Annotated in this window: 17 protein-coding genes; 12 read left to right on the forward strand and 5 right to left on the reverse strand. The window is 68.2% G+C overall.

Annotation, left to right across the window (positions count from 1 at the left end; all coding sequences use genetic code 11):
* The first annotated feature begins 222 nt into the window (after positions 1-222).
* The 3 genes from ilvB to ilvA all read left to right on the forward strand — a co-directional run bounded on the left by ilvB (position 223) and on the right by ilvA (position 4,022).
* The gene (gene ilvB, locus ASG75_RS09725; RefSeq protein WP_235580209.1) at positions 223-2,016 is read left to right on the forward strand and encodes a biosynthetic-type acetolactate synthase large subunit; all 1,794 of its coding nucleotides are present in this window, start codon (positions 223-225) and stop codon (positions 2,014-2,016) included.
* A gap of 195 nt (positions 2,017-2,211) precedes the next feature.
* Positions 2,212-2,460: an acetolactate synthase small subunit gene (ilvN, locus tag ASG75_RS09730; RefSeq protein WP_056388361.1), complete on the forward strand. Its 249-nt coding sequence runs from the start codon at positions 2,212-2,214 to the stop codon at positions 2,458-2,460.
* Positions 2,457-4,022: a threonine ammonia-lyase, biosynthetic gene (gene ilvA / locus ASG75_RS09735; RefSeq protein ID WP_056388363.1), complete on the forward strand. Its 1,566-nt coding sequence runs from the start codon at positions 2,457-2,459 to the stop codon at positions 4,020-4,022. Before ilvN ends, ilvA begins: the two co-directional genes overlap by 4 nt.
* Before the next feature lie 4 nt (positions 4,023-4,026).
* Here ilvA and ASG75_RS09740 read toward each other — a convergent pair whose 3' ends face one another.
* On the reverse strand, positions 4,027-5,190 hold the full coding sequence (locus ASG75_RS09740; protein ID WP_056388365.1) for a GGDEF domain-containing protein: 1,164 nt from the start codon (positions 5,188-5,190) through the stop codon (positions 4,027-4,029).
* Between the two features lie 292 nt (positions 5,191-5,482).
* Between ASG75_RS09740 and ubiA the strand changes: the two genes are divergently transcribed.
* The 3 genes from ubiA (at position 5,483) to ASG75_RS09755 (ending at position 9,786) form a co-directional block, all read left to right on the forward strand.
* On the forward strand, positions 5,483-6,382 hold the full coding sequence (gene ubiA / locus ASG75_RS09745) for a 4-hydroxybenzoate octaprenyltransferase (protein WP_056388367.1): 900 nt from the start codon (positions 5,483-5,485) through the stop codon (positions 6,380-6,382).
* Between the two features lie 138 nt (positions 6,383-6,520).
* Positions 6,521-8,581: a hypothetical protein gene (locus tag ASG75_RS09750; protein ID WP_056388369.1), complete on the forward strand. Its 2,061-nt coding sequence runs from the start codon at positions 6,521-6,523 to the stop codon at positions 8,579-8,581.
* A 215-nt stretch (positions 8,582-8,796) separates the two neighbouring features.
* Entirely contained in the window at positions 8,797-9,786 is a 990-nt protein-coding gene (locus tag ASG75_RS09755; RefSeq protein WP_162253100.1) for a sulfotransferase, read from the forward strand.
* Positions 9,787-9,805: 19 nt separating this feature from the next.
* Here the strand turns inward: ASG75_RS09755 and ASG75_RS09760 are convergent, their stop codons facing one another.
* The gene (locus tag ASG75_RS09760; RefSeq protein WP_056388373.1) at positions 9,806-10,525 is read right to left on the reverse strand and encodes a ComF family protein; all 720 of its coding nucleotides are present in this window, start codon (positions 10,523-10,525) and stop codon (positions 9,806-9,808) included.
* Positions 10,526-10,686: 161 nt separating this feature from the next.
* On the opposite strand from ASG75_RS09760, the gene ASG75_RS09765 reads away from it, so the two are divergent.
* The 6 genes from ASG75_RS09765 to bioC all read left to right on the forward strand — a co-directional run bounded on the left by ASG75_RS09765 (position 10,687) and on the right by bioC (position 17,425).
* The gene (locus ASG75_RS09765; RefSeq protein ID WP_056388375.1) at positions 10,687-12,663 is read left to right on the forward strand and encodes a multicopper oxidase domain-containing protein; all 1,977 of its coding nucleotides are present in this window, start codon (positions 10,687-10,689) and stop codon (positions 12,661-12,663) included.
* Between the two features lie 103 nt (positions 12,664-12,766).
* Positions 12,767-13,807: a biotin synthase BioB gene (gene bioB / locus ASG75_RS09770; protein WP_056388377.1), complete on the forward strand. Its 1,041-nt coding sequence runs from the start codon at positions 12,767-12,769 to the stop codon at positions 13,805-13,807.
* On the forward strand, positions 13,794-14,999 hold the full coding sequence (bioF, locus tag ASG75_RS09775; RefSeq protein ID WP_056389266.1) for an 8-amino-7-oxononanoate synthase: 1,206 nt from the start codon (positions 13,794-13,796) through the stop codon (positions 14,997-14,999). The genes bioB and bioF overlap by 14 nt, the downstream gene beginning before the upstream one ends.
* Before the next feature lie 28 nt (positions 15,000-15,027).
* Positions 15,028-15,768 carry a sulfurtransferase gene (locus ASG75_RS09780; protein ID WP_056388379.1) on the forward strand — a complete coding sequence of 247 codons (741 nt, stop codon included), beginning with the start codon at positions 15,028-15,030 and terminating at the stop codon, positions 15,766-15,768.
* On the forward strand, positions 15,765-16,550 hold the full coding sequence (bioH, locus tag ASG75_RS09785) for a pimeloyl-ACP methyl ester esterase BioH (protein ID WP_056388381.1): 786 nt from the start codon (positions 15,765-15,767) through the stop codon (positions 16,548-16,550). Before ASG75_RS09780 ends, bioH begins: the two co-directional genes overlap by 4 nt.
* Positions 16,547-17,425, forward strand: a complete 879-nt coding sequence (gene bioC / locus ASG75_RS09790; protein WP_056388383.1) for a malonyl-ACP O-methyltransferase BioC — start codon at positions 16,547-16,549, stop codon at positions 17,423-17,425. The genes bioH and bioC overlap by 4 nt, the downstream gene beginning before the upstream one ends.
* Positions 17,426-17,476: 51 nt before the next feature.
* Here bioC and ASG75_RS09795 read toward each other — a convergent pair whose 3' ends face one another.
* From ASG75_RS09795 to ASG75_RS09805, 3 genes are all read right to left on the reverse strand, one after another.
* On the reverse strand, positions 17,477-18,307 hold the full coding sequence (locus tag ASG75_RS09795; protein WP_056388385.1) for a hypothetical protein: 831 nt from the start codon (positions 18,305-18,307) through the stop codon (positions 17,477-17,479).
* Positions 18,308-18,393: 86 nt separating this feature from the next.
* Positions 18,394-19,143, reverse strand: coding sequence for a hypothetical protein (locus ASG75_RS09800; protein WP_056388388.1), 750 nt, complete (start codon positions 19,141-19,143; stop codon positions 18,394-18,396).
* Between the two features lie 309 nt (positions 19,144-19,452).
* Entirely contained in the window at positions 19,453-20,034 is a 582-nt protein-coding gene (locus ASG75_RS09805) for a DNA-3-methyladenine glycosylase I (RefSeq protein WP_056388390.1), read from the reverse strand.
* Positions 20,035-20,083 lie beyond the last annotated feature (49 nt).

Raw genomic sequence — 20,083 nt, forward strand, 5'->3', positions numbered from 1 at the left:
GCTCCTCCCCCTGTGAAACAGGGGGAGGTTGGCGACCGAAGGGAGTCCTTCAGGTGAGGGGGTTGGCTTTTGACTTTACGAGCAAGAGCAACCCCTCCCCAACCCTCCCCTGCTTTGCAGGGGAGGGAGCACGGCATCGAATCTTTGGGGATTTTTCTGGTGAATGCACAAGCACTGAAAACCGAAACCACCACCGACCGGCATCCGCTGGCCGGCCAGGCGATGAGCGGCGCCGAAGTGATCGTGCAGGTGCTCGCCGACGAGGGCGTCGGCGTGATGTTCGGTTACTCCGGCGGCGCGATCCTGCCGGTGTACGACGCGGTGTTCCGCTACAACGCCGAACACGCGTGCGCCGACGGCAGCGAACCGATGCCGTTGGTGGTGCCTGCCAACGAGCAGGGCGCGGGCTTCATGGCGGCAGGCTACGCGCGTGCGTCCGGCAAGGTCGGCGTAGCCATCGTCACCTCTGGCCCCGGCGCCACCAACATGGTGACACCGGTGCGCGATTCGATGGCCGACTCGATCCCGCTGGTGGTGATCTGCGGCCAGGTCGGCACCGCGGCGATCGGCAGCGACGCGTTCCAGGAGGCGCCGATCAGCAACATCATGGGCGCCTGCGCCAAGCACGTGTTCCTGGTCACCGACGCGGCGCAGCTGGAAGCGACCGTGCGCACCGCGTTCACCCTCGCCCGCAGCGGCCGGCCCGGCCCGGTGGTGGTGGACGTGCCGAAGGACGTGCAGAACACCGCGCTGTCGTTCCGCGGCACCGGCGAGCTGGCGTTGAGCGGCTACCGCACGCGGCTGCGCGCGGTGGAACAGGCGACGCTGGGCGACGCCGATTGCGCGACGTTCTTCCACGCGCTGATGCAGGCACAGCGCCCGCTGATCTACGCCGGCGGCGGCGTGATCGCGGCGGCGGCATCCGCTGCGTTGCGCGCGTTCGTCGATGCCTTCGGCCTGCCGGTCACCACCACCCTGATGGGCCTGGGCGGCTTCGACAGCACCGACCCGCTGGCACTGCACCTGCTCGGCATGCACGGCACCGCCTACGCGAACTACGCGGTGGAAGACTGCGACTTCGTGCTGGCGCTGGGCGCGCGCTTCGACGACCGCGTGGCCGGCGTGCCGGACAAGTTCGCGCCGCGCGCGAAGTTCATCGCGCAGATCGACATCGACCCGGCCGAGATCGGCAAGGTGAAGCCGGTCGGCTGGCATCACGTCGGCCCGCTGCAACGCGCGCTGGAACGGCTCACCGCGTACGGCCGCGCGCACGGCTTCAAGCCGCAGCTCGCCGAGTGGCATGCGCATGTGGCGGAACTGAAGCGCGTGCACGCGATGAACTACGACCGCGCCAGCGCGCTGATCCAGCCGTACGCGGTGCTGGAAGCGATCAACCGCCACACCCGGGGCCGCGCGATCGTCAGCACCGGCGTCGGCCAGCACCAGATGTGGGCGGCGCAGTACTTCGACTTCCGCGCGCCGCGGCATTGGCTCACCTCCGGTTCGATGGGCACGATGGGCTTCGGTCTGCCGGCGGCAATCGGCGCGCAGTTCGCGCACCGCGACAAACTCGTGATCGACATCGACGGCGACGCCAGCATCCGCATGAACATCGGCGAGCTGGAAACCGTCACCACCTACAACCTGCCGGTGAAGGTGGTCGTACTCAACAACGTCGGCGACGGCATGGTGCGGCAGTGGCAGAAGCTGTACTTCAAGGGCCGCTTCGCCGCGTCCGACAAGAGCCTGCACAAGAAGGATTTCGTGCGCGCCGCGCAGGCCGACGGCTTCGAATGGGCGCGGCGGCTGGAACGCGTGGGCGAGCTGGAAGCGACGATTGCCGACTTCCTCGCCTTCGACGGCCCGGCCTTCCTGGAAGTGATGATCGACCCGGACGCCGGCGTGTACCCGATGGTCGGGCCCGGGGCCAGCTACGCGCAGATGATCACCGGGGATTTCATTGCTTCGCGCGCGGCGGCGGTCGTTCGCGAGGACTCATCGTCGCACATGTTCTGAGCTTTTGACCTTTCCTCCTCCCATCCTGAGATCTCGACAAACCTTCAATGCCGTCATTCCCGCGAAGGCGGGAATCGCTCCACCGCCCTCAAGAGCGATGACCAGCTTCGCTGTTGAAAAGCGCCTCCCGCCTTCGCGGGAATGACGAGCGGAGAGGATGTCTCGCCGGGTAGGACTCACTACGGAGCCACTTGCATGAACCACACCCTGTCCATCCTGTTGCAAAACGAAGCCGGCGCGCTGGTGCGCGTGGCCGGGCTGTTCGCCGCGCGCGGCTACAACATCGACACGCTGACCGTCGCCGCCACGCATGACCCGACGGTGTCGCGGCTGACCCTTAGCCTGCAATGCGACGACGACGCACTCGGCCAGATCCTGCAGCAGACGCGCAAGCTGGTCGACGTGCTGCAGGTGGCGCATCCGGCGACGGCTCTCGCTGCATGAATGCTGTTGCGCCGCATGTTACCGATGACGATGCGGTAGCGGACGGCGGCCTGCTGGCACAGATCCGCGCCGCGCGCGTCTACGAAGTGGCGCACGAATCGGCGCTGGAAGCGGCACCGCTGCTCGGCGCGCGGCTGGGCCAGCGCGTGCTGCTCAAGCGCGAGGACCAGCAACCGGTGTTCTCGTTCAAGCTGCGCGGCGCGTACAACCGCATGGTGCAGCTGGATGCGGCGCAGCGCGCGCGTGGTGTGATCACCGCCTCTGCCGGCAATCATGCGCAAGGCGTGGCGCTCGCCGCGGCGAAGCTGGACATCCGCGCCACCATCGTGATGCCGGTGACCGCGCCGCAGCTGAAAGTGGACGCGGTGCGCCGCTTCGGCGGCGCGATGGTGGACATCGTGCTGGCCGGCGATTCCTACAGCGACGCACAGGTAGCGGCCGCGCAGTTGCAGGCCGAACATGGCGCGGTGTTCGTGCACCCGTTCGACGACCCGGCAGTGATCGCCGGCCAGGGCACGATTGCGCTGGAGATCCTGCGTCAGCATCCCGGCCCGCTGCAGGCGGTGTTCGTGCCGGTCGGTGGCGGCGGCCTGCTCGCCGGCGTGGCGGGCGGCATCAAGGCGCTGCGGCCTGGAGTGAAGGTGATCGGCGTGCAGGCCGCCGATTCGGACGCCATGGCGCGCTCACTGGAAGCCGGCGAGCGTGTCGTGCTGGACGAGGTCGGCCTGTTCGCCGACGGTACCGCGGTGAAGCAGGTCGGCGCACTCACTTTCGCACTGTGTCGACAACACGTGGACGCGATGCTGCGGGTGGACACCGACGCGATCTGCGCCGCGATCCGCGACATCTACCAGGACACCCGCAGCGTGCCGGAACCGTCCGGCGCGCTGGCGCTGGCCGGATTGAAGCAATACGTCGCCATGCACGGTGTCGGCGACGGTGCGCTGGTGGCGATCGTCTCCGGCGCGAACATGAATTTCGATCGCCTGCGCTTCGTCGCCGAACGCGCCGAGGTCGGCGAGCAGCGCGAGGCGGTGTTCGCGGTGACCATCCCGGAGGAACGCGGCAGCTTCCGCCGCTTCTGCGCCGCGCTCGGCCGGCACGCCATCACCGAGTTCAACTACCGCATCGGCGACGCACGCTCCGCGCACCTCTTCGTGGGCGTGCAGATCGCCAGCCGCGACGAGCGCGAAGCGCTGATCGCCGCCTTCCGCGCGCAGCAGTTCGACGTGCTCGACCTCACCGACGACGAGCTGGCCAAGCTGCACCTGCGCCACATGATCGGCGGCCGCTCGCCGCTGGCGCAGGACGAACTGCTGTACCGCTTCGAATTTCCCGAACGCCCCGGCGCCCTGACCCGCTTCCTCGGCCAGCTGCATCCGGACTGGAACGTCAGCCTGTTCCATTACCGCAACCACGGCGCGGACCACGGCCGCATCCTGGTCGGCATCCAGGTGCCCGCGGCCGAACAGCCGCTGTTCCGGCGCTTCCTTGCCACGCTGGGCTACCCGCATGTGGACGAGAGCGCGCACCCGGCCTATCGACTGCTGCTGCGCAGCTGATGGCTCAGAACAGGTCGATGCTTCCCGCTGCCATCTCGCGTCCCAGCAGGCCGCGCGCGCTCAGGCTCTCGTAGCCGTAGGTGCCGTTGCGGCCGTGCTGCTTCGCGAAGTAGAGCGCCTTGTCGGCGCGGTCCAGCACGCTCGCCGGATAATCGTGGTCGCCGACACCGGCATAACCGATGCTGACGGTGACGCTGCCCACCTGCGGAAACACATGCCCGGCGATGCGCTGACGAAAACGCTCCAGCACGGTGTGCACGGTGGCCTGCTCGGTGGCGCCGAACAGGATCACGAACTCTTCGCCGCCGAAGCGGAACAGCACGTCGCTGCGACGGAAGCAGGCGCGCATCTGCTGGGCCAGCAGCAAAATCACCTCGTCGCCATAGATATGCCCGTAGTTGTCGTTGATGCGCTTGAAGTGATCGATGTCGAGGATCGCCAGCCAGACCTGCGCTGCCCCCGCGGTGGGCGCGCCAGGTTGTCCGTGCGGCTCCGGTCTGGCCATGGCGGCCTGGTGCAGTGCCTGTTCGCGCTGGTGCAACAACCGTTGCAGCTGGCGTTCGAGGCTGCGCCGGTTGTACAGGCCGGTCAGCTTGTCGCGCTCGCTTTCATGGAGCAGGGCGGTGTAGTTGGCATAGATGCGGGCAAACCCGTCGGCGAGCGGCCGACTGGCGGCCGGCGGCATGTCGCTGTCCAGCTGCAGCGCACCGATCGCGCGACCGTCGCACAGGATCGGCACGACCAGCCGGTGCAGGTCATGCACTCTTTCCGTCTGCACTTCCAGCCGGTGCATGCAGCGATGCAGCAGGTTCAGCGCCGGGTCGGCTCGATCCGGATCGGCCGCGTGCAGCTGATAGGCGCCCTGCGCATCCGGCACGCAGCGCACGACGCTTTCCACGTACGCGCCGTCAATCGCCCACTTGGCCAGGGTCACGCTGCGTGCCGAGGTCAGCTCGGCCAGCGAAAGCGCCAGGCTGTGGTCGAGCGCGGCGATGTCGCGGTGGTGGGTGAACGCGGCCACCGAGTCGAGCAGGCGCGAATGGGCGAAGGAGCCCGCTAGCGCAGGCTCCGCCGCCACCAGCGCGGACACGCCGGCAACGCCATCGTCGCCCGCGGGCGCAGCGTGCGACAGCGTGGAGTCCTTCTCGACGGTTTTGTATTCGGCCATCAACGCTCCAGGCACCGGCGGCTCTGGGCTTCGTACGGCGCATGCTTGGCATTACCCCGAACGAGGTCGCCCACAGGTCATATCGGCTGCCGCGCGCCGGGCTTTAGCCGGGTGGTGATCCACCGCGCGGTTCGAAGCGGCATGGCGCGCTAGACTTCCGCGCATGGCTCCCCCATCCCGCAAGAAGCACTCGCGGCGCAGCGCAGCGCCTGCGTCCGCCATCCGGCCACGGCCCGGCCCGGCGAAAACCGCCGCCGGACCGGCACGCCCAGCCGACAGCTCGACCCGCGCCATGCGGGTACTGGACTGGCTGCTGCAGAAACTGCCGACGCGTTATCGCGAGAAAGCCCGCGACTACCTGGTACTGACCCGGATGGATCGCCCGATCGGCGCGTTGCTGCTGCTGTGGCCGACCTGGTGGGCGCTGTGGCTGGCGGCCGGCGACTTCCCGCCGTGGAAGCTGCTGATCATCTTCACCCTCGGCGTGTTCGCGATGCGCGCGGCCGGCTGCGCGATCAACGACTACGCCGACCGCAAGCTCGACCCGCTGGTGGCGCGCACCGCCGGCCGGCCGATCGCTTCCGGGCGGGTGACGCCGCGCGAGGCGCTGCTGGTGTTCGCCGCGCTGCTGGCGTTCGCGTTCGTGCTGGTGCTGTTCACCAACCGGCTGACCATCGAGCTGTCCTTCGCCGGCGCCGCGCTGGCGGCGATCTATCCGTTCACCAAACGCTGGACCTACCTGCCGCAGGTCGTGCTGGGCGCCGCGTTCGGCTGGTCGATCCCGATGGCGTTCGCGGCGGTGGCCGGCACGGTGCCGCCGGTGGGCTGGCTGCTGTTCATCGGCAACATCCTGTGGTCGGTGATCTACGACACCGAGTACGCCATGGTCGACCGCGACGACGACCTCAAGGCCGGCGCCAAGTCCACCGCGATCCTGTTCGGCGACGCCGACGTGCCGATCCTCGGCATGCTGATGGGCACTTTCCTGCTGGCCATGCTGTTCGTCGGCCAGCGCGCCGGACTCGGCGGGCCGTACTGGCTGGCCCTGCTGATCGCCGCCGGCCTGTTCGGCTACCAGCTGTGGCTGATCCGCAACCGCCTCCGCGACGCCTGCCTCGCCGCGTTCCGCCACAACAACTGGCTGGGGCTGGCGGTGTGGATCGGCATCGTGCTGGCGCTGGCGCTGCGCTGAGGCAAGGCGGGCCGGTGCAGGGACCTCGCTTATTCCTCATTCCTCCTCACCCGTGACCCTGCGCCACTGGCAGCGTGTAGTGCCTTTCGCGGGCAACTCATCCATCATCGCTGCATCCATCTGCCAGATTCCTCCCCGATGACACCCAGCGACCCTGGCCGCCTGCTCATCCCGCGCACCCTGTGGCTGGGGATGGTTGCCGTCTTTGTCTTCCTGGTGTTCCGCAACAGCGGGCTCGGCCCGTCGGTACTGGGTGACGAGTGGACCTACAGCCTCTACAGCCGGCTGCTTCCGTTGTCGCAGGCGCAGGTGCCCTCGTTCCTCTACTTCCTGATCTATCGCAGCAGCAACGTATGCGGCGCTGACTTCATGGACTGCGTACGCGTGCTCAATGCGGGATTTTTCGTGGCGGCAGCGCCTTTCGTCTTCATGCTGGCGCGGCGGTACATGCAGATTGGCCTGGCGCTGCTGCTGACGTTGGCCAGCCTGCTCGGGCCGGTGTCCACCTATACCGCGTTCTTCATGCCCGAGGCGATGTACTTCTTCCTGTTCTGGGTGTTTGCGTGGCTGGTGCTGGCGATCGCGCCGCGGGCGTCAGCGCGCAACGGCCTGATCGTCGGCGCGCTGCTCGGCGTGATGTGCCTGGTGAAACTGCACGCACTGTTCCTGGTGGGCGGCTACTGCATCTACCTGCTGGCGACGGGAGCGCTGGGCTGCGGCCCAGCGCGGCTCCACGGTACATGGCAGGGCATCGTCGCTGCGCTGCTGGCGTTCCTGGCGGTGCGGCTTGGCCTGGGTTACCTGATCGCCGGTCGTCAAGGCCTGGATCTGCTGGGTGGATTCTATGCGGCACAGGCCAACGGCAGTTTCCGTCATCCCGACTTGGGCTCGCTGCTGCATTACGGTGCGCGGTCGCTGTTCGGCCATGGCCTGGCGCTGGTCGTGTTGTACGCGGTGCCACTGGCGTGTCTGTTCCAGCTGCAACGCATTCCTGCCGACAACGATGCCGCTTCGGGCGACCGGCAACGGCTGATGGCGTTCAGCCTGGCCATGTTGTCGGTGCTGGTGGCAGTGACGGTGTACTTCACGGCAAACGTTCCGGATGGAAATCCGCTGGAAGCACTGCGCCGCCTGCACATGCGCTACTACGATTTCGCACTGCCGCTGCTCTACCTGGTGGCCGGCGCATGGATCCACGACGATACGCCACCCACCCGTGGCCACGTGCTCAGGCACGCCGCCGCCGTACTGGTCGTGGGTGGACTGTCGGTTCTTGCCGCGTGGTACCACTTCCGTGGCTTCGCCCCCAACCGCATCGATGCACCGGAGCTTTACGGGGCCGTGGTCGACCCGCATTTCTTCCATGTGATCAGTGCACTGGGACTGGGCATCCTGGCGATGTGGGCCATCAGCCGGCGGCTGGGCACGATCCTGTACGCATGGATCTTCGTGCCGGTATTCGCCCTGGGCGCGTCGCACCTGGTCGCCCGTGAAGCGGCGCAGCGGAGAACCCCGGACACTTACGACACGGCGGCGCGCACGCTACGGGCGCTGCTTCCGTTGCAGCGTTCGGGAGTGGTGATCTTCGGCGACGACATCTTCAAGCTGGCGCAGGCACAGTTCCAGCTGGATGCCGCGGACACCACGATCGTGCCGCTGCAACCTGGCCAGCCCATCGACGCGGGCAGGTTCCCCATCGGCAGCAGATGGGCACTGGTGGTCGGCGTGCATCCGATGCAGGCCGTGTCCCTGTCGGCACAGGATTTCGGCGGCTTCGCGCTGTATCGGCTGCCGGCGCCGTTCCACATCGATTTCAGCGACAACAGCCCGGACCTGGGGGCGGTGCAGGGCCTTTCCGGCGTCGAGGGTTTCGGCCGCTGGTCCGACTCCGACGAGGTGGTACTGCACTTCACCCGGCCGCTGCCGGCTTCGGCCAGCCTGCGTCTGACCGCCTCCGCCTACGGTCCCAATGCCGGCAGGCCATTCGCCATGACGCTCGGTGACGAGACACAAACCTTCACCCTCACCGAACAACAGCAGTCCATACAGCTGCGCTTCCACAACCCGCGCGCGCTCGACCGCCTGCGCATCGTGGTACCTGCCGCCACCTCGCCGCTGGCGCTCGGCAAGAGCAGCGACGAACGGCGATTGGGCATCGCCCTGACCAGCCTGGACGTCGAGGCGACAACGGGCAAGTGATGGCGATGGCGTACGGGCCGGGAGCCGTCCGCGCGTCTGTACAGCAGGTCGGATTCGAGAAAATAGCGGCGGGCCAGTGCGCCCCGGCCAGGGCATCGCGCTGGCCGGCCGGGTCAATTCCAGTGTTCCGCTGCCACATACGGGCATGCGAGACTCGTCCCTGCTGCGGCGATCGCCCGGCCTGAGCGACTGGCAGACGCCACGGGATGAATGACATGCCCTCGTTGATCGGACGGCTGAAGCGGAGGCTGCGTGCGCAGTCGTTGCGGCCGTCGACCACTCCACAGATGCCTGCTGAACCCATCCAGCAGCCTCTCGACGACCATCTTGACCCGACCCGGACCTGCCGCCGGATCGCCGGCCAGGGCCTTTTCGTCATCGGCGCCGCCAGAACGGGCACCACGATCCTGCAGAACGCCCTGAACGATACCGACGATATTTTCCTGTTCGGCGAACCCGGCTTTCACCGTGACCCCGGCAGCGCGGATTTCGCCGCGCGCTACAACGGTATGCATCGCGCCTGGGGCAACCAGAAGAACAAGAGCAGCCACTGCCCCCACCTGTTCGAAACAGACGCCTGCTGGTGGATCTATCTTGCACGCTTGGCGGATCTATACCGCCATGTCGGCTCGAAGATCGTCATCAACCCCGAGCATGCCGTGGCGGAATGCGGGCAGCTGTACGATTTCCATTGCCGGTATTTCTACGCGTCGCATTACATCTTCGCTTTCCGCAATCCGCTCGATGTGCTGCTGTCCACGCGAGGCCTGGCGCAGCTCAATGGGGGTCGGGTTGCCAGCCATGTCGAGGTGCTGCGCGGATTTTTCTCGATCGTGCAGTTGTACTTCCGTACCCTGCGCAATCTGCCGCATGTGCACGCGGTTTTCCACGAGGCCATCGATACCGGTGTGTTCGATGCCCTGCAAAAGGCGCTGACCGTCCCGTTGACCCGCGCCATGGGCTATTACGACCGCGACAAGATCCGCCATTACACACTGGAGCAAATCCCGCAGATCCACCGGGCGCTCACCGCCGAGGCGATGGCGCTTTACGAGGATCTTCGGCGCGAGGCGCTGGCCGGTTTCGGACTCCTGCAGATCGAGCAGAACGACGGTCACCTCGACCCCGTCCACTTCACCGCGCTCGGACGCCTGTCGTGGCGCGTTACCCGCTTCCTCGACACGCTTGCCGATCGCGGCGACTAGACCGGATCCACGCAGAGCGTCACCCGCGCGGCGACGGCGCGCGCGCCAGCGCCCACACGTCCACCCGCTGCACGCCGGCGCGGCGCAGCACGCGGGCGCACTCGGCCAGGGTGGCGCCGGTGGTCATCACGTCGTCGAGGATCGCCACGTGCGCGGGCAGCGCAACGCCTTCGCGCACGGCGAACGCGCCGTGCACGTTGCGGCGGCGGGCGAGCGCGTCGAGTTCGGTCTGCGCCGCGGTGGAGCGCCGGCGCAGCAGCGCGTCGTGACGCAGCGGCACGCCGGCCGCACGTGCCAGTGGACGGGCCAGTTCCAGCGCCTGGTTGTAGCCGCGCCGGCGTAACCGGCTGTGATGCAGCGGCACGCTCAACAGCAATTGCGGCAGCCGGATCGGGCACGGCTCGCGCTGCCACAGCATCGACAACACGCGGCCGGCAGCGAGGTCGGCGTTGAACTTGTAGCGCGACTCCAGCCGATCCAGCGGCCAGCCGTAGCGGAACGGCGCCCATGCCGCATCCCACGGCGGCAGGCGGCGCTGGCACTCGCCGCACAGCGCTGCCGGCACGGCCAGCGGCAGCGCGCAGCGGGCGCAGCAACTGCGGTTGCGCGGCAGTTCGGCCGCGCAGTCGGCGCACAGATCCACGCCGCCGGCGCCCGACGCGCCGCACAACAGACAGCGCAGCGGCAGCACCCAGCGCTGCAGTACTTGCCATGATTGGAGCAGACTTGCCTTGCCCATGCGCACCCCGTTCCCTCCCCGAGTCGCCTGATGGTAGCGGCAACCCGCCCGGCGGAGGTCGCGCCCATCTGACCTCGCGGTCGTACACTCGGCCACTGGCCACCACCATGGTAGCGACACGGCTTCGTCCATCGCCCTTCATTCGCTCCCGGAGGTTTCGCATGACCGCACCAGATGACAGATCCACTCCCTCGACTTGGCCGGCGGTCGCCGGCACCGCCCTGCGCGTGGCCTTCGGCATCATCTGGGTGGTCGGCGCCGCGCTGACTTGGACCGACGATTTCGCCAGCCACTACGTGGGCTACCTGCACAATGCCGCCACTGGGCAACCGGCGTGGTCGGCGTGGTGGTTCCAGCTGTGGATCGATCTGGTGACGCCGCACGCGAGCTTCTTCGTATGGGCCACGCGTATCGCCGAGACGGCGCTGGCGCTGGCGTTGCTGCTGGGCTTCGCGCGCAAGATCACCTACGTCGTCGGCATCCTGTTCAGCCTGCTGGTCTGGAGCACCGCCGAGGGTTTTGGCGGGCCCTACTCGGTGGGCGCGAACAACATCGGTGCGGCGATCAGCTACGTGCTGATCTTCGCCGCGCTGATCGTCATCAACCTGCGTGCCGGCCCCAGCCCCTACAGCCTCGACTACCTGATCGAGGGCCGCTGGCCGGGCTGGCGGAAATTTTCCGAGTGGAACGCGAATGCACCGCTCGACCGTGTGAAGCGCCTGCCCTGGCACATGCAGGCGCCGGCACTGGCCGGCGTGTTGCTGCTGGTGGCGCTGCTGCTGGCCGGCCTGCACAGCGCATTGAACGTGAAATCGGCCAGCCCCGAAGCCGCCGCCGCCGCGGTGACGCCGCTGTCGCTGGCTTCGACCCAGCCCATCGGCAAGGCCCGCGACGCCCGCCTGCCGCCGCTGACCGCGGGCGACAGCGCTGAGGTGAACATCAGCGTCTCCGACGATACGGTGGAGATCGCCAGCGGCGTGCGGTACCAGGCCTGGACCTTCGGCAAGAGCGTACCCGGCCCGGTGATCCACGTACGCCAGGGGCAGACGGTGAACGTGGTGCTGACCAACCACGGCACCATGCAACACTCGATCGACTTCCACTCCGCGATCACTCCGCCCAACCTGCACTACGCGGACATCATGCCGGGCGAGTCGATCAGGTTCTCGTTCGTGGCCAAGGTGCCGGGCGCCTTCCTCTACCACTGCGGCACTCCGCCGGTGCTGCTGCATATCGGCAACGGCATGTACGGCGCGATCATCGTCGACCCGGCCACGCCACTGCCGCCGGCCGCCGAGAGCTACGTGCTGGTGCAGGGCGAGTGGTACACCCAGCAGGTGTCCGGCACGCTGATGGCGGGCAATTACGAGAAGATGCAGCAGATCCGTCCGGACGAAGTGGTGTTCAATGGCGCCGCGTTCCAGTACGCCGCCCACCCGCTGACCGCCAAGCCGGGCGACCTGGTGCGCCTGTACGTGGTCAACGCCGGCCCGAATTTGTGGAGCGCCTTCCACGTGATCGGCGCGATCTTCGACAAGGTCTACCCCGACGGCAACCCGGCCGAGGCGATTTCCGGCGTCTCCACTTATACGGTGGGGCCGGGCGAGGGCGCGGTGTTCGACCTCACCCTCGATGAAGCGGGCAAGTATCCGTTCGTGGATCATTCGATGGCGCACGCGGTGCTGGGCGCGCAAGGCATTCTGCTGGTGGCGGCGCCGGGCGAGGCGCTGGCGGCGCCGACCGTCTCCAAGGCACCGGTGGACGCAAACGCCGCACCGCCGCCGGCCACCGGTCCGTACAAGTTCGACGCCGCGCACGGCGCCCAGCTCTTTGCCACCTATTGCGCGGCCTGCCACCAGGCCACCGGCATGGGCCTGCCCGGCGCGTTTCCGCCGCTCAAGGGCAACGCCGCGGTGCTGGACGCCGACCCTGCCAAACACCTTGACGTGATCCTGCACGGCCTGCAGGGCATCGCCATCGACGGTGTCAGCTACCCCAGCGCGATGCCGCCGTTCGCCGCCAGCCTCAACGATGCGGACATCGCCGACATCGCCAACCACGAGCGCATCTCCTGGGGCAACCAGGGCAAACCGGTGACCGCCGAACAAGTGAAGGCGGCACGCGCAGCCGGCAAATAACGCCACCGGGCACCACCGCTTCGTCAACCTTATGCATGGCTTTGCAGGTTGACGAAGCGGCAGGGGCCACCCACACTGCGCGGCCTCTGCCCTGGAGTCCGTCATGCCAGTTCCCCTTCGCCACGACTGGACACGCGACGAGGTCGTCGCGCTGTTCGCCCTGCCGTTCAACGAGCTGCTGCACCGCGCGCACACGGTGCACCGCGAGCACCACGACCCGAACGCGGTGCAGGTGTCGACCCTGCTGTCGATCAAGACCGGCGGTTGCCCCGAGGATTGCGCCTACTGCCCGCAGGCGGCGCGCTACGATACCGGCGTGACCGCGCAGAAGCTGATGGACATCGACGACGTGCTGGAACGCGCCCGCGCCGCCAAGGCTGCCGGCGCCAGCCGTTTCTGCATGGGCGCAGCCTGGCGCGGCCCGAAGGACCGCGACATTCCCAAGGTCGCCGCGATCGTGCATGCAGTGAAGGAACTGGGCCTGGAAACCTGCGCCACCCTGGGCCTGCTCGGCGACGGCCACGCGCAGGCGCTGAAGGACGCCGGTCTCGACTACTACAACCACAACATCGACACCGCGCCGGAGTTCTACGGCGAGATCATCCACACCCGCGAATACCGCGACCGCCTGGAAACGCTGGAGCAGGTGCGCGACGCCGGCCTGAAGACCTGTTGCGGCGGCATCGTCGGCATGGGCGAGACGCGCGAACAGCGCGCCGGCCTGCTGCAGGCGCTGGCCAACCTGCCCGAGCATCCGCACTCGGTGCCGATCAACCAGCTGGTGCCGGTGCCCGGCACGCCGCTGGGCGACGCCGAGCCGCTCGACCCGTTCGAATTCGTGCGCGCGATTGCGGTGGCACGGATCCTGATGCCGTTGTCGATCGTGCGCCTGTCCGCCGGCCGCCAGCAGATGGACGATGCGGTGCAGGCGCTGTGCTTCTTCGCCGGCGCCGGCTCGATCTTCTACGGCGAGAAGCTGCTGACCACCGGCAACCCCGACGTGGAGGCGGACCGCGCGCTGTTCCGTCGGCTCGACCTGCATCCGATGGAGGTCGTCGAGCAGGCCGGCACGGCGCATGCCGGCATCCTCGAAAGCGACGCCGCCGGCTGCGGACAAGGCTGTGGCTGCAGTGCAGCGGCCTGACCTGCTCGAACGCATGGCCGTCCAGACGGCCGAACGCAAACGCGCCAATCTGTTGCGCCGGCTGCGCACGATCGACCACGTCGACGGCCCGTGGCTGGAAAGCGGCAGCCAGCGCCTGCTGTCGTTCTGCAGCAACGACTACCTCGGCCTGGCGCAACACCCGCAGCTGATCGGCGCGCTCATCCGCGCGGCGCGCGAGGAAGGCGTCGGCAGCACGTCGGCGCACCTGATCTGCGGCCACCGCACCGCGCACGCGGAACTGGAGGAGGCGCTGGCCGCCTGGACCGGGCGCGAGCGGGCGCTGCTGTTCTCCACCGGCTACCTGGCCAACCTCGGTGTGCTGCAGGCGCTGCTGGCACGCGGCGACGTGTGCGTGCAGGACAAGCTCAACCACGCCTGCCTGCTCGACGGCGCCAAGCTCAGCGGCGCCGAACTGAAGCGTTATCCGCACGCCGACATGGCGGCGGCGGCGCGCCAGCTGGCGGCGAATCCCGACGCCGCCGCGCTGCTGGCCACCGACGGCGTGTTCAGCATGGACGGCGACGTCGCGCCGCTGTGCGAGCTGGCGCAACTGTGCGCACGCGAGCGCGCCACCTTCATGGTCGACGACGCCCACGGGCTCGGCGTGTTCGGCGAGCACGGCGCCGGCAGCCTCAGCGCCGCGAACCTGAGCCAGCACGACGTGCCGCTGCTGATGGCCACGCTGGGCAAGGCGCTCGGCTGCAGTGGCGCGTTCGTGGCCGGTCCGGCCGCGCTGATCGAGGGCCTGATCCAGTTCGCGCGCCCGTACATCTACACCACCGCGATGCCGCCGGCGCTGGCCGCCGCCGCGCTTGAAGCCGTGCAGCTGGCGCAGTCCGAAGGTTGGCGGCGCGAGAAGCTCGCCGCGCTGATCGCCCGCTTCCGCCGCGGTGCCGCCGAACTCGGCCTGCCGCTGGCAGCGTCGGCCAGCGCGATCCAGCCGCTGCTGCTGGGCAGCGCCGAGGCCGCGCTGGCCGCGGCACAGGCACTGGAACGGCAAGGCCTGCTGGTGACCGCGATCCGCCCGCCGACCGTGCCCGCCGGCCAGGCGCGACTGCGCATCACGCTGTCGGCGGCGCATGAAGAAGCCCACGTCGACCGGCTGCTGGGCGCGCTGGAAACGCTGCATCTGACCGCGCCGCGCAAGGCTCCCTCGGGCGACCACGTATAATCGCCGCCTGCTCCGCCGATTCCCCCGCATGTCGATCGTCAACATTTCCGCCTACAAGTTCATCAGCCTGGACGACCTGCCTGCGCTGCGCGAGCGGCTGTTCGCGCGTTGCGAAGCGCTGGCATTGAAAGGCACGATCCTGATCGCGCCGGAAGGCATCAACCTGTTCCTGGCTGGCAGCCGTGCGCAGATCGACAGCTTCATGGCCACCTTGCACGACGATCCGCGCTTCGCCGACATCGCGCCGAAGGAATCGTTGTCCGACGCGGTGCCGTTCGGCCGCCTGCGCGTGCGCCTGAAGCGCGAGATCATCACCATGCGCCTGCCCACAATCCGCCCCGAAGGCGGCCGCGCGCCGGCAGTGGACGCCGCCACCCTGCAGCGCTGGCTGGACCAGGGCCACGATGACGACGGCCGCGAAGTGCTGCTGCTGGATACGCGCAACGACTACGAGACCGACCTCGGCAAATTCCCGCAGGCGATCGACTACCGCCTTGCCAGCTTCACCGGTTTCCCCGCCGCGATCGCCACGGACCGCGCGCGCTACGCGGACAAGACCATCGTCTCGTACTGCACCGGCGGCATCCGCTGCGAGAAGGCCGCGCTGCACATGCAGGGCTTGGGCATGGAGCACGTCTACCAGCTCGACGGCGGCATCCTGAAGTACCTCGAACAAACCGACGGCGCGCATTGGCAAGGCGACTGCTTCGTGTTCGATGGACGCGGCGCGGTGGACAAGCGCCTGCTGCCCAGCGGGGATGGCGCATGAGCCTGTTCATCGAGAAGGCCGGCCGCGGCCCCGTTCCGCTGGTGCTGCTGCACGGCTGGGCCATGCACGGCGGCGTGCTGGCGCCGCTGGTCGAGGCACTGGAAGAACAGTGCACGATGTATGTGGTCGACCTGCCCGGCCACGGCCGCTCGCGCGATTGCGGGCTGCCGCTGGAACCGCGCGCCTGCACCGCGGCGATCGCCAAGGTCACGCCGCCAGCGTTCTGGCTGGGCTGGTCGCTGGGCGGCACCATCGCGCTGACCGCCGCGCTGGAACTGCCGCGGCAGGTGCACGGGCTGGCGATGCTGTGCGCCACGCCGAAGTTCGTGCGCGACGCCGGCTGGCCGCACGGCGCCGACGGCCCGCTGGTGCACCAGCTGGCCAGCGAGCTGGAAACCGACTACCACGCCACTATCGAGCGCTTCCTCGCGCTGGAGGCGATGGGCAGCGCCGATCCGCGCGGCGAACTGCGCCACCTGCGCGAGCTGGTGTTCGCCCGCGGCGAACCCGACCTGCGCGTGCTGCAGGAAGGCATCCGCATCCTGGAAACCAGCGACCGCCGCGCCGGCCTGCCCGACCTCGCCGTGCCCAGCGCCTGGATCAGCGGCCGGCGCGACCGGCTGGTGCCGCCGCAGGCGATGCAATGGTCGGCCAGCCAATGCGGCGGCAATTACGACGAAATCCAGCAAGCCGGCCACGCACCGTTTTTCGGCCACGCCGACGCGGTGGCGCAGGCGCTGCAACCGCTGCTGGCGCCCACCCAACTTGAGCAGGCGCGATGAGCGACTTCCAACTCGACCCCCACCAGGTACGCCGCCACTTCGGCCGTGCCGCCACCAGCTACGAAAAGCACGACGCGCTGCAGCGCGAGGTGCAGACCGCCCTGCTCGAACGGCTGGACTTCTACCTGGGGGCGCCGCTGCGCGTGGTCGACGTCGGCGCCGGCACCGGACGCGGCACCGCGCTGCTGAAGCAGCGCTACCCCAAGGCCGAGGTGATCGCGCTCGACCTGGCGCTGCCGATGCTGCGCGCGGCGAAACAGCACAGCAGCTGGCTGAAGCCGTTCATGCGCGCGTGCGCCGAAGCCACCCAGCTGCCGCTGGCCGACCACAGCGTCGACGTGCTGTATTCCAACCTGTGCTTCCAGTGGGTCGACGACCTGCCCGCGCTGTTCGGCGAATGCATGCGCGTGCTGAAGCCCGGCGGCTTCATGGCGTTCTCCAGTTTCGGCCCGGACACCCTGAAGGAGCTGCGCGCGGCCTGGGCCGAGGCCGACCAGCTGCCGCACGTGGGCCGCTTCCTCGACATGCACGACGTCGGCGACGCGATGCTCAACGCCGGCCTGCGCGACCCCGTGCTGGACGTGTTTCGCTACACCCTGACCTACAGCGAGCCGCGCAAGCTGCTGGAAGAACTGCAGGGCCTGGGCGCCACCAACGCCGACCGCGCACGCGCGCGCGGCCTCACCGGCAAGGCGCGCTACCAGCACATGCTGGCCGCCTACGAAGCCATGCGCGTGGACGGCCGTATCCCGGCCAGCTGGGAAGTGGTCAGCGCGCACGCCTGGGGGCCGCCGGTGGGCCAGCCGCGCCGCGTGCCCGGCGGCGAAATCGCCAGCTTCTCGATCGACAGCTTGCGCGGCTCGCGGCGCAAATAGCGCACGCCGGCATGCCGGCGCCGTGCGATGTCGCGCACGGCGCCGGGTCGATCAGAACGTGTACTTCAGCGACGCACCCACGCCGTAATCCGGACTGCCGTCGGCGAAGCCGGCGAGGGCATAGGCCTGCACACGCAGGCTGTCGTTGAACTTGTGGTTCCAGTAACCGGTGAGTTCGCTCTGCGAGGCGCCGGTATCGGCGATCCGCTCGCGGTAGTAATAGTACGCACCGATGCTGTCGCCGGCGCTGAGCTTGTAGTCGGCGCCGATGTTCGCGTTGAAGCCGTTCTTCAGCTGGATGTACTGCGAACTGCCGTACTTCATCCAACCCACGCCACCGAACGCGGTCCAGGCGCCGCTGACCTTGTAGGTATCCAGCGCGAGGCCGTAGTCGTTCTTGCCGGTACCCAGGCCCTTGTTCTCGTCGGCGGTGGCGAACTTCACCTTGCCGGTGAGATCCAGCCCGAACGTGCGGTCGGCGCTGCCGAACAACTCGTAGCCGGCCGACGCCGTGATGTCGCCCAGGCCCGAGGCCGAACCGCTGGTGCTGCCTGGCGCGAGAGTCGTGCCGCCGCCGTTGCCACGGCCGCGCCCCTTCGGGTTGCCGTTGTTCACCTTGCCCACGCCGGGAATCACGTTGCCCGCACCGCTGATGTTGATGTACGGCACGGTGAGCTTGAACGTCCAGCGATCGGTCTGGTAGGCCGCCGCCACCGGTACCGACCAGATGTCGGTGGTGGTGTCGGTGCCGTACTTGCCGCTGCTGTAATCGGCGCCCGCGGAAAGGCTGAACCGGCCATCGTCCGTGGTGGCGGCATGGGCCACCGGCGCACCGATCAGCAGCAGTCCGCCGACGATCATCCAGTGTTGTGGGTTACGCATGAAAAGTTCCTTGCTGAAAAGAGGATGGCAGCAGGCCCGGCATCACACCGGGCCTGCTGGGGTTGTCGCATGGGATGAAACCGAGCTCAGCCGCCCGGGCGGCCCGCATGGTCGGGGCGGTCGGGACGATCAGGGCGCTCGGGACGATCCGGCCGGCTCGGACGTTCCGGGCGGTCGACCTTGGCCACATGCTCGGGCTTGCTCGGACGATCGACGCCATGCACCTTGGCCAGCTCGACCTTTTCCACATGCGCGTGCGTGTTTCCGTTCGCGGCGGCACTGCCGACCGCCTTCGGCGAACGCATCACGTCGCCCAGCTTGAAACCGTCAGCCTTGGCAATCTGTCCCCAGCCCGCGCCGGCGGCGCGCTGGGCCAGCACGCCGTTCAGATCGATGCTGGTGCCGTCGGCCAGCACCAGCGTGCCGCCGTTCAGCGCGGCAGCCATCTCGGCAGCGGTCGGGTCGGTGATCCCGTCCTTGGCAAGCGTCGCCTCGGCCAGCGACAGCGCGATCTTCACGTTGCCGTAGCCCATCTTGCCGGTGGCCGGCGTGAACGTGGTCGACGTGGTGGTCGTGGTGCCGTCGGCGTTCTCCACGACATCGTCGAGCGTGATCTCGGTGCCGTCGCGCAACCCGGTGACCAGCGCCTGCGAGTTGGTATCCGAGCCGGCGAAATCGGCGAACTCGGTGCTCAGCCGGGTCGACTCGTGATTGGTGGTGCTAGTGGAAACGGACGTATCGGGCGGCGTGGCGGTCTGCGCCATCACCGGTGCGGCGGACAGTGCACCGAGTACCGCGATGCAAATCAGCGTGGATTTGAAATGCTGGGATTTCATGGGATGGCTCCGAAAGATGCAACGATGGCGGAATGCCTGGCGAGACGACGCGATGTGTTTTCTTCCATGCCCCTGTGTCCGAACCCATGCCCGTGGCACGGCCGATTCGCATGTCGGCGACGTCTCCACACGCATCTTTGCGCCGCGCATGCACGGCACACAAGCGACAACGACGCGTCTGTTCAGCATGCATTTCACGCGCTGAACGACGGCCGTCACAGTTTCGTTCGATTGTGTGAACGGCTCCACATTTGCGGCACTTCGTCGCCCGCCCCCGCGCAGATCGAAACTTCTTGCCTCGCCGCCTGCCTAGCGCTGCCCGCCGTACCGGAAACAACCGACGAGGTGATCGTTGACCATGCCGGTCGCCTGCAGCAACGAGTAGCAGATGGTGGTGCCGACGAAGCGGAAGCCGCGTTTCTTCAGCACCTTGCTCATGCGGTCGGACAGTTCGGTGCTGGCCGGCACATCAGCCTGCGCGCGCCAGCGGTTGCGCAGCGGCTTGCCGTCGACGAACGACCACAGATAGACGTCCAGACTGCCGAACTCCGCGATCACGTCGAGAGCGGTGACCGCGTTGTCGCGGGCGGCGGAAACCTTCAGCCGGTTGCGGATGATGCCCGGATCGAGCAGCAGCTTTTCCAGCTCGCGATCGCTCATTGCGGCGACGCGGGCGATCTCGAAGTGGTGGAAGGCCTTGCGGTAGTTCTCGCGCTTGGCCAGCACGGTGCGCCACGACAGGCCGGCCTGGGCGCCCTCGAGGCACAGGAACTCGAACAGCGCGCGGTCGTCGTGCAGCGGCGTGCCCCACTCGGTGTCGTGGTAGTCGCGCATCAGCGGGTCGCCGTTGGCGGCCCAGTGGCAACGTGTTGGTTCGGCGGTCTTGGTCATGATGGCGGATGGTCGTACGGTGCCGCACAACGTAACCGACCCCGCTAGA

Source organism: Rhodanobacter sp. Soil772 (assembly GCF_001428385.1).
Classification (GTDB): Bacteria; Pseudomonadota; Gammaproteobacteria; order Xanthomonadales; family Rhodanobacteraceae; genus Rhodanobacter.

Bases quoted from the DNA above. Each gene is read 5' to 3' on its own strand.
- ASG75_RS09800 (WP_056388388.1), bottom strand. From the start codon at position 19,143: ATGAAATCCCAGCATTTCAAATCCACGCTGATTTGCATCGCGGTACTC.
- ASG75_RS09750 (WP_056388369.1), top strand. From the start codon at position 6,521: ATGACACCCAGCGACCCTGGCCGCCTGCTCATCCCGCGCACCCTGTGG.
- bioC (WP_056388383.1), top strand. From the start codon at position 16,547: ATGAGCGACTTCCAACTCGACCCCCACCAGGTACGCCGCCACTTCGGC.
- ASG75_RS09760 (WP_056388373.1), bottom strand. From the start codon at position 10,525: ATGGGCAAGGCAAGTCTGCTCCAATCATGGCAAGTACTGCAGCGCTGG.
- ilvN (WP_056388361.1), top strand. From the start codon at position 2,212: ATGAACCACACCCTGTCCATCCTGTTGCAAAACGAAGCCGGCGCGCTG.
- ASG75_RS09780 (WP_056388379.1), top strand. From the start codon at position 15,028: ATGTCGATCGTCAACATTTCCGCCTACAAGTTCATCAGCCTGGACGAC.
- ASG75_RS09740 (WP_056388365.1), bottom strand. From the start codon at position 5,190: ATGGCCGAATACAAAACCGTCGAGAAGGACTCCACGCTGTCGCACGCT.
- ASG75_RS09755 (WP_162253100.1), top strand. From the start codon at position 8,797: ATGCCCTCGTTGATCGGACGGCTGAAGCGGAGGCTGCGTGCGCAGTCG.
- ilvB (WP_235580209.1), top strand. From the start codon at position 223: ATGAGCGGCGCCGAAGTGATCGTGCAGGTGCTCGCCGACGAGGGCGTC.
- ASG75_RS09795 (WP_056388385.1), bottom strand. From the start codon at position 18,307: ATGCGTAACCCACAACACTGGATGATCGTCGGCGGACTGCTGCTGATC.
- ubiA (WP_056388367.1), top strand. From the start codon at position 5,483: ATGCGGGTACTGGACTGGCTGCTGCAGAAACTGCCGACGCGTTATCGC.
- bioB (WP_056388377.1), top strand. From the start codon at position 12,767: ATGCCAGTTCCCCTTCGCCACGACTGGACACGCGACGAGGTCGTCGCG.
- bioH (WP_056388381.1), top strand. From the start codon at position 15,765: ATGAGCCTGTTCATCGAGAAGGCCGGCCGCGGCCCCGTTCCGCTGGTG.
- ASG75_RS09805 (WP_056388390.1), bottom strand. From the start codon at position 20,034: ATGACCAAGACCGCCGAACCAACACGTTGCCACTGGGCCGCCAACGGC.
- ASG75_RS09765 (WP_056388375.1), top strand. From the start codon at position 10,687: ATGACCGCACCAGATGACAGATCCACTCCCTCGACTTGGCCGGCGGTC.
- ilvA (WP_056388363.1), top strand. From the start codon at position 2,457: ATGAATGCTGTTGCGCCGCATGTTACCGATGACGATGCGGTAGCGGAC.